Raw genomic sequence first — 12,696 nt, 5'->3', positions numbered from 1 at the left:
GTACCGGGGTGAACCCGCGCACGGACGAGGGCGAAGGCGGCGGCTATGCCGCCTTCACGGTCGGCGGCCCGCGGCGGCCGATGCCGGACCCGCCGCGGCCACCCGCAGGGCCAGGCGCGCCATTTCTTCCCAGGGGTCGGACAGCCGGCCCGCCACGGAAAGCCCCTTGATCAGGCGGTCGACGTCGTGCGCATGCTGCACGGCGGCGGGCCAGGCCCGGGGGGGCACGCGGCCCAGCGCCTGCTGGGCCAGCCGCTCGTGCGCGCCGAACACCCGCAGGCGGCGCATCAGGCCGTTCATGTCCTGGCCTTGCTGGCGCGCTTCGGCCAGCCGGGCCAGCAGGCGGATCTCCTCGCCCACGGCCCACAGCACCAGCGGCAGGGCCTCGCCCTCGGCGCGCAGCCCGGACAGCATGCGCAGCGTGCGGGCGCTGTCGCCGGCCAGCATGGCGTCGCGCAGGCCGAAGACGTCGTAGCGGGCCACGTTGAGCACGGCCTTTTCCACATCCTCGGCGGCCAGCTCGCCTTCCGGGTAGAGCAGGCCGAGCTTCTGGATTTCCTGGTGGGCCGCCAGCAGGTTGCCTTCGACCTTGTCGGCCATCCACTGCAGGGTGGCGCCATCGGTGCGCTGGTTCTGGCGGCCCAGGCGCGCGCCGATCCAGGCGGGCAGGCGGCCGCGCTCGATGCTGGCGATGTCGCACGATACGCCGGCCTGGCCCAGCGCCAGCGCCCACTTGCTGTCGCGCGTGGCCTTGTCCAGGCGCGGCAGGGACACCACGACCAGCGTGTCGGCGTCGGCCTGCTGCCGGGCCTGGCCGGCCAGCTTCACCAGCGTGTCGCCGCCGGCCTTGCCGGGCTTGCCGGTGGGGATCTTCAGTTCGAGCAGGCGGCGGTCGCCGAACAGCGAGACGGTCTGGGTGGCCGCGATGACGGCGCTCCAGTCGCTGCGGGCATCCATGACCAGCGAGGTGCGTTCGGTGTAACCCGCCGCCCGCGCGGCGGCGCGCAGGGCGTCCACCGCTTCGGTGACCAGCAGCGGCTCGTCGCCGGACACCATGTACAACGGCGCCAGACGCTGACCGGCGCGTTGCAGGTGATCGGCCAGTCCGCCGGCGTCCAGGGCCTGCGCCATGGGCCTCAGTACCGCTGGCGTGCGTCGTTGACCGACGGCGAACGCATGGGATAGGGCACGTCCGGCATGGCCTGGGCCGCGTTCGGATCGTAGACCGGCGCGTTGGGATCGTCGACGCCCTGCTTCAGGCGGGCGGCAGCGTCGCGCACGTCCTGAGAGGTCAGGCGGCGCAGCAGGCGGTTGACCAGGGACTGCTGCATGTTTTCATACAGCATGTTCATCTGGTCTTCCTTGGCCTGCATCACCTGGTCGTCGTACGGCATCTGCTGGTAGGCCGTCAGCGTGGTGTCCGGAATGATGGCATTGCCCTTGGCGTCGATCAGGCGGAACGTGAAGTTGATGCTCAGTTCGTATTCCTCGACGCGGCCCTGCGCGTTCAGGGAGACCTCGCGCAGTCCGCGCGCGTCGCCGACCTGCTGCAGGATGGCCTGGGCTTCCTTGCCCGTGGTGGTCAGGCGCGTGTTCGGCGAGGCGGCGCGCAGCGAACGGCGCACGTCGGCGCCGAACTTGGTGTTGTCGGGAATGGTGACGTACAGGGTGTCGAACGGCAGCGGCGTCTCGCCGCGCATCTGGAAGCCGCAGGCGGACAGCAGCAGGACGAGCGCCAGGCCCGCCGCGCGCAGCAGCGGCCGGGAGAACGGGCGGGACGGGGCGAGCCGGGCGTGGTTCATGTGGGGTTTCAGCCTACGACGTTGACGAGCTTGCCGGGGACGACGATGACTCGCTTGGGCGGGCGGCCTTCGAGGAAGCGCGCGACTTCCTCGTGGGCGGCGGCCAGCCGTTCGATGTCTTCCTTGGGCGCCTGGGCGGCCACGCGCAGCGAGCCGCGCAGCTTGCCATTGACCTGCAGCATCAGTTGGATCTCGTCGGCCACCAGGGCCGCTTCGTCGACGTGCGGCCACGGCGCGTCCAGCAGGTCGCCCGACTGGCCGGCGTAGCCCAGGTCGCGCCACAGCTGCCAGGTGATGTGCGGCACCACCGGGTACAGCACGCGCAGCAGGATGCCGATGGTCTCGGCCAGGGCGGCGTCGGCTGCGGCGCCTTCGGGCAGCGTGGCGCCGTCGATGGCGTTCAGCACCTTCATGCTGGAGGACACGACAGTGTTGTACTGGATGCGCTGGTAGTCGTAGTCGGCCTGTTTCAGCAGGCCGTAGACCTCGCGGCGCAGGTCCTTGACGGGGGCGGGAGCCTGCGACCAGTCGGCGCCGGCGGCCAGTCCGCGCGCCACGGCGTCGCGGCGCGCGTGGCACAGCGACCACAGGCGGCGCAGGAAGCGGTTGGCGCCCTCGACGCCGGAGTCGGACCACTCGAGTGTCTGCTCGGGCGGGCTGGCGAACATCACGAACAGGCGCGCGGTATCGGCGCCCAGGGTGTCGATCAGCGATTGCGGATCGACGCCGTTGTTCTTGGACTTGGACATCGTGCCCACGCCGCCGTAGGTGATGTCGGAGCCGTCGGACTTGAGTTTGGCGCCGGTGATGGCTCCCTTGGCGTCGTAGATGTTCTCGACTTCCTCGGGCCAGAAGTATTCGATGCCGCCCTGCGCATTGCGGCGCGAGTAGATGTGGTTCAGCACCATGCCCTGGCACAGCAGCTTGGTGAAGGGCTCGTCGAACTTCAACAGGCCCATGTCGCGCATGACCTTGGTCCAGAAGCGGGCGTACAGCAGGTGCAGCACGGCATGCTCGATGCCGCCGATGTACTGGTCCATCGGCATCCAGTAATCGTTGCGCGGGTCGACCATGGCCAGGTCATTGCCCGGCGAGGTGTAGCGCATGAAGTACCAGGACGAGTCGACGAACGTGTCCATCGTGTCGGTTTCGCGGCGCGCGGGCTTGCCGCAACGGGGGCACGAGCACGACAGGAAGGCTTCGTTCCTGGCCAGCGGGTTGCCGCTGCCGTCGGGAATGAGGTCGTCGGGCAGCACGACGGGCAGGTCCGCCTCGGGCACCGGCACGGGGCCGCAGTCGGGGCAGTGGATGATGGGGATGGGGGTACCCCAGTAGCGCTGGCGCGAGATGCCCCAGTCGCGCAGCCGCCAGGTGGTCTGCTTCTCGCCCAGGCCGCGGGCGGCCAGATCGGCGGCGATGGCGTCCACGGCTTCCTGGTGGGTGAGGCCATCGTATTTGCCCGAGGCGATGGTGCGGCCGGCCTGCTTGTCGCCGTACCACTCCTGCCAGGCGTCGGTGGAGTACTCCTTGCCTTCGAGCGCCACGACCTGGCGGATGGGCAGGCCGTACTTCTTGGCGAACGCGAAGTCGCGCTCGTCGTGCGCGGGTACGCCCATGACGGCGCCGTCGCCATAGCTCATCAGCACATAGTTGCCGACCCAGACCTCGACCGGCTGGCCGGTGATGGGGTGGGTGACGGTCAGGCCCGTGGGCATGCCTTCCTTTTCACGCGTGGCCATTTCGGCCTCGGTGGTGCCGCCCAGCTTGCATTGCTCGATGAACGCGGCCAGTTGCGGATTGCCCTGAGCGGCATGCGTGGCCAGCGGATGCTCGGGAGCCACGGCGCAGAAGGTGACGCCCATGATGGTGTCGCCGCGGGTGGTGAAGACGTACATCTTGCCGTCCTGCACCAGTTGGCCGTCGGCGCCGGCGATCGTGTGCGGGAACGCGAAGCGCAGGCCTTCCGACTTGCCGATCCAGTTTTCCTGCATGACGCGCACGCGCTCGGGCCAGCCGGGCAGCCCGTTCTTGACCTGATCGAGCAGTTCATCGGCGTAGTCGGTGATGCGCAGGTAGTAGCCGGGGATTTCGCGCTTTTCCACGGGCGCGCCCGAACGCCAGCCGCGGCCGTCGATGACCTGTTCGTTGGCCAGCACGGTCTGGTCGACCGGATCCCAGTTGACGACCTGGGTCTTGCGGTAGGCCACGCCCTTTTCCAGCATTTTCAGGAACAGCCACTGGTTCCACTTGTAGTAGGCGGGATCGCAGGCGCACATTTCGCGCGACCAGTCGATCGCCAGCCCCATCGCCTTCATCTGCTTCTTCATGTAGGCGATGTTGTCGTAGGTCCACTTGGCCGGCGGCACCCTGGACTTGATGGCGGCGTTCTCGGCCGGCATGCCGAAGGCGTCCCAGCCCATGGGCATCAGCACGTTGTAGCCGCGCATGCGCAGCTGGCGCGTCATCATGTCGTTGATGGTGTAGTTGCGCACGTGGCCCATGTGCAGCTTGCCGCTGGGGTAGGGCAGCATCGAGCAGGCGTAGAACTTGGGCTTCTCGGAACCGTCGGCGTTGGTGGCGTGTTCCTGGACGAGGTAGGCGTCGCGCGCCTGCCAGTCTTGTTGGGCGGCGGCTTCTACGGCGGTGGGCTGATAGCGTTCCTGCATGGGAAAGGTGCGGGTGTCCGGCAAATGGGTAGCGGCCGCCCGGGGGGCGGCCAAAACCATGGATTATAGGAGAGGTGGGGCTAACGTTGCGTGGCGGCGCGCTCGGCGGGCGGCTCGGCCGGAATACGCGCGTTGGGCGACAGGCAGGCATAGGCCAGCGCGGCCAGGGCGATCACGGCGCCGGCGATGCACACGCCCGTCCAGCCGGCGTGCGGATACAGCCAGGACGACAGCAGCGAGCCCGAGGCCCCGCCGATGAAATACGCGGTCATGTAGCCCGCCGTCAGGCGGCTGCGCGCCTCGGGCCGCAGGCGGTAGATCGAACTCTGGTTGGTGACGTGCACGCCCTGGACGGCCAGGTCCAGGATCAGGATGCCGCCCAGCAGCGGCACCACGCCGTATTCGCCCAGGCCCGTGAACAGCCAGGAGCCCGCCAGCAGCGCCAGTCCGGCCTGGGTGGCGGGATTGCCCAGGCCACGGTCGGCCAGGCGCCCGAACTTGCTGGCGGCGAACGCGCCGATGGCGCCGGCCAGGCCGAACAGCCCGATGGTGGTGTTGGAATAGCCGTAGGCGGGGCCGGACAGCAGGAAGGTCAGCGGCGTCCACAGCACGCTGAAGGCGGCGAAGGTCAGGCCGCCGATCAGCGAGCGCGCGCGGAACAGCGGTTCCTGCGCGAACAGCCTGAACACCGATCCCAGCAGTTGCGGATAGGGCATGCGGTCGGGGTTGCGCCAGCGCGGCAGCGTCAGCCACAGCACGCCGGCCATGCCGAACATGAGCAGCGCGGCAACCCAGTACACGGTGCGCCAGCTGCCCACGTCGGCCAGCGCGCCCGCCACGGTGCGCGCCAGCAGGATGCCCAGCAGCAGGCCGCTCATCACGGTGCCCACCGCCTTGCCGCGCGCGTGCGGCTCGGCCAGGGTGGCGGCGAAGGGCACCAGCACCTGCGCGACCACCGACAGCAGGGCGCTGGTGGCGGTCCCGGCCAGCAGCATCGGAAAGCTGTGGGCGAAGGACGACACCAGCAGGCCGCACCCGGACAGGAGGGTCATGGCGACGATCAGGCCGCGGCGTTCCAGTACATCGCCCAGCGGCACCAGCAGGATCAGGCCGACGGCGTAGCTGAGTTGCGCGGTAGTGACGATGCCGCCCGCCTGCGCGTTGGACAGGCCGAACTGCTGGCCGATGGCATGCAGCAGGGGCTGTGCGTAGTAGTTGCCCGAGACGGCCAGGCCGGTGGCGACCGCCATCAGCATGACCATGGGCGTGCTCAGGCGGGTGGAGGATGTGTTCATTGCCTTGACGCTCATGCGGCGTGCGTCGCGGCGATGCCGCCGGGCTGGGCTTGATCGTGGCCGGCCAGCAGTTTGCGCAGCAGCCCGGCCAGCCGGTTGCGTTCGGTGGGGGACAGCGGCGCCAGCATGCCGTCCAGATGCGCCACGTAGTCTTCCACTGCGCGGCGGATGGTGTTGCGGCCCGGCGGCGTCAGCGACACGATGACGCCGCGGCGGTCGTCGGGATTGGGGCGGCGCGCGACCAGTCCGGCCTGTTCCAGGCGGTCCAGCCGGTTGGTCATGGCGCCGGAGGACAGCAGCAGGGCCTCGATGAGCTGCTGCGGACTGAGCGCGTAAGGCGGACCCGCGCGATACAGCGTGGCCAGCAGGTCGAACTCGCCTTGCTGGATGCCGTGTTGGCAAAAGGTGCGGTCGATGTCGCGCATGGCCAGCGTATGGAGCCGGAACACCCGGCTCAGTACGGCCATCGGCGAGACGTCCAGGTCGGGGCGTTCGCCGGCCCATTGCGCGAGCACGAAGTCGACGTGATCCTGTGTCATGGCAGATACCTTGATGTAAAGTATCTTTATATCAAGATATATACGCCGTTGTCCACTCGATGGAAAGGGGGAGCCTCGAAGCAAAGAACCCGCCACGAGGGCGGGTTCTTTGCTTTTGGGGTACTGCGCGGCGGATTACTGCGCGGCGTCCTTCAGCTTCTTCAGCGGACGGACCTTGACCTTGACCGAAGCCGGCTTGGCCGGGAACCAGCGTTCCTGGCCGGTGAAGGGATCCTTGCCGAAACGCTTGGCCTTGGCGGGAACCTTCTGCACCGAGATCTTGAACAGGCCGGGCAGCGTGAATTCGCCAGCGCCCTTCTTGTCCACGGAGCCCAGCACCGAACCTTCCAGGGCGGCCAGCACGGTCTTGACCGACTTGGCTTCGACACCGGTGGTTTCAACCAGGTGAGCGATCAGCTGCGACTTGTTCAGCGCTTCCTTGATCGGGCGGACAGTGGCGGCGGCGGCCGTCTTCTTCACCGCGGTCTTGGTGGCGGCAGCCTTCTTGGCGGGGGCCTTGGCGGGAGCCTTGGCAGCCTTGGCCGGAGCCTTGGCAGGCGCCTTCACGGCGGTCTTGGTGACTTTCTTGGCGGGAGCTTTTGCTTTGGTGGCCATGGTCGGGATCCGTATGTTGAGTACAAGAGACTGCGTATCGTGTGTGAAGGCGATGCGCACCTCGCGGCGATGATAGCGGAACTGGCGTGCAATGCACGGTTTTTCAAGGGCTCGCGCGGCATTCTTTGTTGTTTTCCCCGCATTTGAAGCGTCTTTGGTGCCGCAATGCGCCTGGCGGCGCGTGTTTGCGCGAGGTGCGGCGCTACGTTTACGCTAGCGTTCCTGCCGATTGGAAGGGCTGCATGATGCGGCCCGCGCGGCAATTCAAGGCACGATATGGCGGAGCAGGATAGCGGCGGACACATGCCGCGGCGGCGCGTGGGGACTGGGCGCAAGGTGTTCGGCGACTGGATCGGCGAGGTCGATGGGCGCACCCTGCGCGCCGACGCGATGGCCGGTCTGCTGGGCGCCTTGCTGGTGCTGCCGCAGGGCGTGGCCTTCGCCACGCTGGCGGGGCTGCCGCCCGAGTACGGCCTGTATACCGCCATCGTGCCGTGTGTGCTGGCGGCGCTGTTCGGATCCAGCCGGCACGTGATGTCGGGCCCGACCAATGCGAACTCGCTGGCGCTTTTCGCGGTGCTGTCGCCGCTGGCGATCGCCGGCAGCCCGGGTTACATCGAGCTGGCCCTGGCCGTCACCGTGCTGGTCGGGCTGCTGCAGTTGGCCGTCGGCGTGCTGCGCCTGGGCGCGCTTGCCAACTTCATCTCTCCGTCCGCGCTGTTCGGCTTCACCAGCGGCGCGGCGCTGCTGATCGCGCTGCATGCGCTGGCCGATGCGCTGGGCCTGGACATCGATGGCCATGGCAGCGCGGATACCCTGCTGGGCATCATGGGCGGGCTGGCCCGGGCGCACGTGGGCGCGGTGCTGGTGGCCGTGGCGACGGTGGGCGGCGCGCTGGCGGTGCGCCGCTGGGACCGCCGCAAGCCCTACATGCTGCTGGGCCTGGTGGCGGGCACCGCGATCGCGGCCCTCTGGAATGCGTGGCGGCCGCACGATGCCGTGGCGGTGCTGGGGCCGCTGGCGCAGCCGTGGCCGGCCTTTCGCGTGCCCGACGTGCAATGGCGCGTGCTGCCGGACCTGATCGGACTGGCCGTGCCGCTGACCATCGTGGCGCTGGCGCAGTCGATCTCCATCGCCAAGGCGGTCGCCGCGCGGTCGGGGCAGGCCATCGATGCCAACCGCGAGTTCATCGGGCAGGGGGTGTCCAACGCGGTGGGCGGTTTCTTTTCCAGCTATCTGTCGTGCGGCTCGCTGAATCGCTCGATGCCCAATTTCGAGGCCGGCGCGCGCACGCCGCTGGCCGCGGTGTTCTCGTCGGCCCTGCTGGTGGTGCTGGTCTTGCTGACCGCGCCGCTGCTGGCGCGCATTCCGCACGCGGCCATTGCCGGCCTGTTGCTGCTGGTGGCCTGGACCTTGCTGGACGTGCCGCGCTGGCGCAGGCTGGTGAAGGTGGACCGCACCGAAGCGCTGATCGCCGGCGCCACGATGGCCGCCACCGTGTGCATCCGCATGGAGGTGGCCATCCTGCTGGGCACGCTGTTGTCGCTGTCCGGTTATCTGTACCGCACGTCGCGGCCCGCCATGCGTACCATGGGCTTCGATGCCAACGATCCCGCGCGGCATTTCGTGCCGCTGGAGGGGCAGGGCGGCACGCTGCCCGAATGTCCGCAATTGAAGCTGCTGCGGATGGAAGGGTCGGTCTATTTCGGCGCGGCGGTGCACGTGGCCGACAGGTTGCAAGCCCTGCGCGCGGCGCCGGACGCGCCGCGCCACCTGCTGGTGATGTGCAAGAGCATGAACTTCGTCGACCACGCCGGCGTGGAAGTCTGGGAGCACGAACTGCGCAAGCGGCGCCAATTGGGCGGCGACGTCTATTTCCACCGGCCGCGTCCGCAGGTGATGCAGTCCTGGGCGCGCACGGGCTTCCTCGATGAGCTGGGCACGGACCGCGTCTTTCCGGACAAGCACGTGGCGATCCACGAGATCTACCAGCGCCTGGATCCGGACATCTGCGCCCGCTGTACGGCGCGCTGCTTCACCGAGTGCGGGCCGCCCGGGCATGCCGGGCAGCGGCGGGGATAGCGCTCAATAGGGATTCGGATGGGGCGGGGGTTGCAGCGGTGGTGGGGTCTGCTGCGGCTGGGACGGCGGATGGGGTGGCCGCGGCGCCAGCGGTGGGCGTGCCTGCCCCGGCTCGGAGGGTTGCGACGGGTCCGCGATGGGGTGGCTCAGACGGCGTGAGGTGATGGGAACCCGGCGCGTGATGGCCGGGCCTGGCGGTACGGCGGCGCCGTCATCTCCCGCCGCGGCACGCGACGCATCCGGCGCGCGATCGGCCGGGCCGCGATCGGTCGGGCTGCCCTGGGCCGGGCCGGCCACGGCCGCATCTTCCTCGGAAGCGCCGGACTGCGCCGCGCGGTGGTCCGCCTGGCGCAGCCTGCGCACCACGACGTCCGGCAGTTGCAGCCGCGCGCCGTCCTGGTAGCCGGTCGACTGCATCGCCGGCACGCCGTTCTCGATGGCGAGGATGCCCACATGCGTGCCCAGCGTCGATTGGTGATCCAGCGGGCGAAAACGGATGCGGCCCAGCGGCGTCTCGACCTCCAGTCCGGCGAAGGCTTCCGCCAGGGCATCGGGCGTGGCCGAGCCGGCCTTGGCGATGCCCGTGGCCAGCGCCATGAGCGTGGTGTAGCCCAGCAGCGATCCGGCCTGCGGCGCGGCGCCGTAGCGGGCCTGGTATGCATCCGCGAAGCGCCGATGCCCGGGCGTATCGATGGCCTTGTTGGGGTAGCCGGCGACGATCCATCCGGCCGGCGCGTCGGCGCCCAGCGGCGACAGGTATTCCGGCAGGCCCGCGAACGGCGCGACGACGGCCCTCTCCTTGAACGTGGACAGCGCCGTGCCTTCGCGCACGAAGCGCGCCAGGTCGTTGCCCTGCAGCGCCACGAACAGCGCATCGGGGTGGAGCGGTTCCAGCTTGCCCAGCGCGGCGCGCAGGTCGAACTTGCCGGCCGGCACCGGCAGGTCGGCCACGATCTCGGCGTTGGACTGGAAGGCCTGCATCATGCTTCTGAACGTGGCCGTCATGCCGTGCCCGGTCTCGTCGTCCGGGTACACGATGGCCCAGCGCGGCTTGCGCAGCGCCAGGGCCTTGGGCATGACGGCGGCCACCAGCATGCGGCTGGAGAGGCCCACGCGATACGTGTAGCGGTTGCCCTGCTGCCAGACCAGTTGGTCGCTCATGGGGGCGGCCGCCAGGTAGAAGACCTTGTTGTGCGCCGCGAAGCCGCCCAGGGCCAGCCCGGATTCGGAGCGCATGCCGCCGAACAGCACGTCGACCTTGTCTTTCTCCAGCAGTTGCAGGGCGGCCTGCACGGCATTGTCGGCACGGTCGCCATCGTCGCGCGACAGCACCTGCAGCTTGCGTCCCAGCACGCCGCCCGAGGCATTGAGCTCTTCCTGGGCCAGTTGCCAGCCCTTGCGGTAGGGGTCGAGAAAGGCGGGATAGGCCTTGTAGCTGTTGATCTCGCCGATGCGCAGCGGCGGCGCAGCCTTCTGCGCATGGACCGCCGCCGCCAGCGTCAGGGCAGCGAGCGCGGCGGCCAGCGCGGCGGCGTGGCGTGGCAAGGGAACGTTGAGGCGATGCATGGGGCGGCGTGCTCGGCTGGCGTTGGCCGGCGGGCGCAGTTCCCGGAACCGGTGATCCGGCGTGGCGCCTTCGGCTTGGGTCCGCCCGCGGTATCCCGCGGACAAACAAAAAGGCCCTGCATGAGCAGGGCCTTGAACGATACCGTAAAACGGATACCGCGAATTTATCCGCTGAATTACTTCAGCTTGGTTTCCTTGTAGTCGACGTGCTTGCGCGCGACCGGATCGAACTTCTTGATCAGCATCTTTTCCGGGGTGTTGCGCTTGTTCTTCGTCGTGGTGTAGAAGTGACCCGTGCCCGCGGTGGACTCGAGCTTGATTTTTTCACGGATGCCTTTGGCCATGTCGTGCTCCTGGTATTAGATGGGGGCGGGTCGCTCAGACGGCTTCGCCGCGGGCGCGCATGTCGGCCAGCACGGCGTCGATGCCGTTCTTGTCGATCGTGCGGATGGCGGCGGCGGTCACACGCAGGCGAACCCAGCGGTTCTCGCTTTCGACCCAGAACCGGCGCGATTGCAGGTTGGGGAGGAAGCGACGCTTGGTCTTGTTGTTAGCGTGCGAAACGTTGTTGCCCACCATCGGGCCCTTGCCGGTAACTTGGCAAACGCGTGCCATGGATACACCTCTTGGGTTGTTCTAGCCGCGCATGGGAAAGGACAGAGAGGAGATCGGCCGGCCCTGCCTGAGGGCCCTTCGTGAGACGCTGCGCGGACTCGTGGTGATCGCGCAGGTGCTGAAGAAGTGCTTATACCCCGCCGCCTGCCGCCCCACGCGGGCGGTAGTCAGAGTGTGTCGAACGCAAAGCATAGCGGTCGCACACGGGAAATATTGCGGTATTTGCTGAAATTCTGCTGGAGAAATCCAGGCAATCGCTGATTCTAGTATGGATGTCGGGGTGAAGTCAAGCGCCGCGCCGTGCAATCCCGCCACACAGCCACGACAGGCAGGCGCAGGCCGCCAGCACGGTGGCCAGCGGCAGGACGCTGTCGCTCTGCCAGGCGCTGACGGCCAGGCCGGCCAGCGCGCCGCAGGACAGTTGCAGCATCCCCAGCATGGCCGAGGCGGCGCCCAGGCGGCCGCCTTGCTCGGACAGGGCCAGCGCGGCGGAGTTCGGATTGACGAAGCCCTGGCTGAACATGTAACCCATCAGGCAGATCATCAGCACCGGCAGCGCCATCAGGCCGGTGATGGCCAGCAGGAAGGCCGCCAGGCTGGCCAGCGCCAGGGCGGTCTGGGCGCGCCGTTGCAGCACCACCGGCGGCAGGCGGCGCAGCAGGCGCGCGCTGACTTGCGAGCCGATGATCAGCGCGGCGGCGTTGGCGCCGAACAACAGGCCATAGTATTCGGGCGGCACGCCGTACAGTTCGATGAACACGCGCGGCGAGCCGACGATGTAGGCGAACATGCCGGCCTGCCCCAGGCCGCCCGCCAGGCTGTGCGCCATGAAGCCGCGGTGCTCCAGCAGGCCGCCATAATTGGACAGGATGGTGTTCAAGCGCAATGGCATCACGCGCTCGGGCGCCAGCGATTCGCGCATGGTCAGCGACACGGCCGTCAGCAGGGCGAGGCCCAGCAGCGCCATCACCCAGAACAGGCTGCGCCAGCCGACGAACCCCAGGAGTTGCCCGCCCACCAGCGGCGCCAGGATGGGCGCCAGGCCCATGACCAGCATCATGAGCGACAGCGCGCGCGCGGCGTCCTGCGTGGAATAGTGGTCGCGGATGACGGCGCGCGGAATGACCACGCCGGCCGCGCCGCCCAGCGCCTGCAGCAGGCGGCACAGCGTCAGGGTCTCGATGCTGCCGGCCACGGCGCATCCCACCGAGGCCAGCACGTACATCACCAGGCCGACCTGCATGGGCAGCTTGCGGCCATAGCGGTCGGCCAGGGGGCCATAGGCGATCTGCGCCAGGGCCAGGCCCGCCAGGTAGGCCGCCAGGGTGCGCTCGACCTCGCCTCGCGGCACCTCCAGCCCCTGCGCGATGGCGGGAAAGGCCGGCAGGTACATGTCGATGGAGAACGGTCCGATCGCCGTGACCGCACCCATGAGCAGTAACCAGCCAGGGAAGGTGCGGGACAGCGATTGGGAGGGCATGTGGGCGAGGACGCTTGAAGAGTGGCGGCGGGGGGC

11 protein-coding genes are annotated in these 12,696 nt (G+C 68.8%); 1 reads left to right on the top strand and 10 read right to left on the bottom strand.

Annotated features, from left to right (window positions below):
- Positions 1–54: 54 nt before the first annotated feature.
- The 6 genes from holA to A6745_RS20170 form a co-directional block, all read right to left on the bottom strand.
- The gene (gene holA / locus A6745_RS20195) at positions 55–1,131 is read right to left on the bottom strand and encodes a DNA polymerase III subunit delta (protein WP_066131071.1); all 1,077 of its coding nucleotides are present in this window, start codon (positions 1,129–1,131) and stop codon (positions 55–57) included.
- Between the two features lie 5 nt (positions 1,132–1,136).
- Complete coding sequence (locus A6745_RS20190) at positions 1,137–1,802, bottom strand: LPS-assembly lipoprotein LptE (RefSeq protein WP_066131067.1); 666 nt, start codon at positions 1,800–1,802, stop codon at positions 1,137–1,139.
- Positions 1,803–1,810: 8 nt separating this feature from the next.
- Positions 1,811–4,468: a leucine--tRNA ligase gene (gene leuS, locus A6745_RS20185; RefSeq protein WP_066131064.1), complete on the bottom strand. Its 2,658-nt coding sequence runs from the start codon at positions 4,466–4,468 to the stop codon at positions 1,811–1,813.
- Between the two features lie 80 nt (positions 4,469–4,548).
- Complete coding sequence (locus A6745_RS20180) at positions 4,549–5,763, bottom strand: MFS transporter (RefSeq protein ID WP_066131062.1); 1,215 nt, start codon at positions 5,761–5,763, stop codon at positions 4,549–4,551.
- Between the two features lie 11 nt (positions 5,764–5,774).
- The gene (locus A6745_RS20175; RefSeq protein WP_066131059.1) at positions 5,775–6,302 is read right to left on the bottom strand and encodes a MarR family winged helix-turn-helix transcriptional regulator; all 528 of its coding nucleotides are present in this window, start codon (positions 6,300–6,302) and stop codon (positions 5,775–5,777) included.
- 135 nt (positions 6,303–6,437) lie between these two features.
- The gene (locus A6745_RS20170; RefSeq protein WP_066131056.1) at positions 6,438–6,917 is read right to left on the bottom strand and encodes an HU family DNA-binding protein; all 480 of its coding nucleotides are present in this window, start codon (positions 6,915–6,917) and stop codon (positions 6,438–6,440) included.
- A 390-nt stretch (positions 6,918–7,307) separates the two neighbouring features.
- On the opposite strand from A6745_RS20170, the gene A6745_RS20165 reads away from it, so the two are divergent.
- Positions 7,308–8,999 (top strand): SulP family inorganic anion transporter, encoded by a 1,692-nt coding sequence (locus A6745_RS20165; RefSeq protein WP_231886063.1) that lies wholly within the window; start codon positions 7,308–7,310, stop codon positions 8,997–8,999.
- A 3-nt stretch (positions 9,000–9,002) separates the two neighbouring features.
- On the opposite strand, the gene A6745_RS20160 is transcribed toward A6745_RS20165, so the two are convergent.
- The 4 genes from A6745_RS20160 to A6745_RS20145 all read right to left on the bottom strand — a co-directional run bounded on the left by A6745_RS20160 (position 9,003) and on the right by A6745_RS20145 (position 12,660).
- Complete coding sequence (locus tag A6745_RS20160) at positions 9,003–10,565, bottom strand: ABC transporter substrate-binding protein (RefSeq protein WP_066131050.1); 1,563 nt, start codon at positions 10,563–10,565, stop codon at positions 9,003–9,005.
- A gap of 176 nt (positions 10,566–10,741) precedes the next feature.
- The gene (rpmG, locus tag A6745_RS20155; protein WP_014750397.1) at positions 10,742–10,909 is read right to left on the bottom strand and encodes a 50S ribosomal protein L33; all 168 of its coding nucleotides are present in this window, start codon (positions 10,907–10,909) and stop codon (positions 10,742–10,744) included.
- A gap of 34 nt (positions 10,910–10,943) precedes the next feature.
- Entirely contained in the window at positions 10,944–11,180 is a 237-nt protein-coding gene (gene rpmB, locus A6745_RS20150) for a 50S ribosomal protein L28 (protein ID WP_066131047.1), read from the bottom strand.
- A gap of 286 nt (positions 11,181–11,466) precedes the next feature.
- On the bottom strand, positions 11,467–12,660 hold the full coding sequence (locus A6745_RS20145) for a multidrug effflux MFS transporter (protein ID WP_156513458.1): 1,194 nt from the start codon (positions 12,658–12,660) through the stop codon (positions 11,467–11,469).
- Positions 12,661–12,696: the final 36 nt, after the last annotated feature.

It is taken from the genome of Bordetella ansorpii (genome assembly GCF_900078705.1).
Taxonomy (GTDB): Bacteria; Pseudomonadota; Gammaproteobacteria; order Burkholderiales; family Burkholderiaceae_B; genus Bordetella; species Bordetella ansorpii_A.
Note: the sequence above shows the minus strand (reverse complement) of the source record. Positions and strands in the feature narration are given on the sequence as shown.

Excerpts from the sequence above, each read along its gene's own strand:
- holA (WP_066131071.1), bottom strand. The coding sequence starts at position 1,131 with ATGGCGCAGGCCCTGGACGCCGGCGGACTGGCCGATCACCTGCAACGC.
- A6745_RS20190 (WP_066131067.1), bottom strand. The coding sequence starts at position 1,802 with ATGAACCACGCCCGGCTCGCCCCGTCCCGCCCGTTCTCCCGGCCGCTG.
- leuS (WP_066131064.1), bottom strand. The coding sequence starts at position 4,468 with ATGCAGGAACGCTATCAGCCCACCGCCGTAGAAGCCGCCGCCCAACAA.
- A6745_RS20180 (WP_066131062.1), bottom strand. The coding sequence starts at position 5,763 with ATGAACACATCCTCCACCCGCCTGAGCACGCCCATGGTCATGCTGATG.
- A6745_RS20175 (WP_066131059.1), bottom strand. The coding sequence starts at position 6,302 with ATGACACAGGATCACGTCGACTTCGTGCTCGCGCAATGGGCCGGCGAA.
- A6745_RS20170 (WP_066131056.1), bottom strand. The coding sequence starts at position 6,917 with ATGGCCACCAAAGCAAAAGCTCCCGCCAAGAAAGTCACCAAGACCGCC.
- A6745_RS20165 (WP_231886063.1), top strand. The coding sequence starts at position 7,308 with ATGGCCGGTCTGCTGGGCGCCTTGCTGGTGCTGCCGCAGGGCGTGGCC.
- A6745_RS20160 (WP_066131050.1), bottom strand. The coding sequence starts at position 10,565 with ATGCATCGCCTCAACGTTCCCTTGCCACGCCACGCCGCCGCGCTGGCC.
- rpmG (WP_014750397.1), bottom strand. The coding sequence starts at position 10,909 with ATGGCCAAAGGCATCCGTGAAAAAATCAAGCTCGAGTCCACCGCGGGC.
- rpmB (WP_066131047.1), bottom strand. The coding sequence starts at position 11,180 with ATGGCACGCGTTTGCCAAGTTACCGGCAAGGGCCCGATGGTGGGCAAC.
- A6745_RS20145 (WP_156513458.1), bottom strand. The coding sequence starts at position 12,660 with ATGCCCTCCCAATCGCTGTCCCGCACCTTCCCTGGCTGGTTACTGCTC.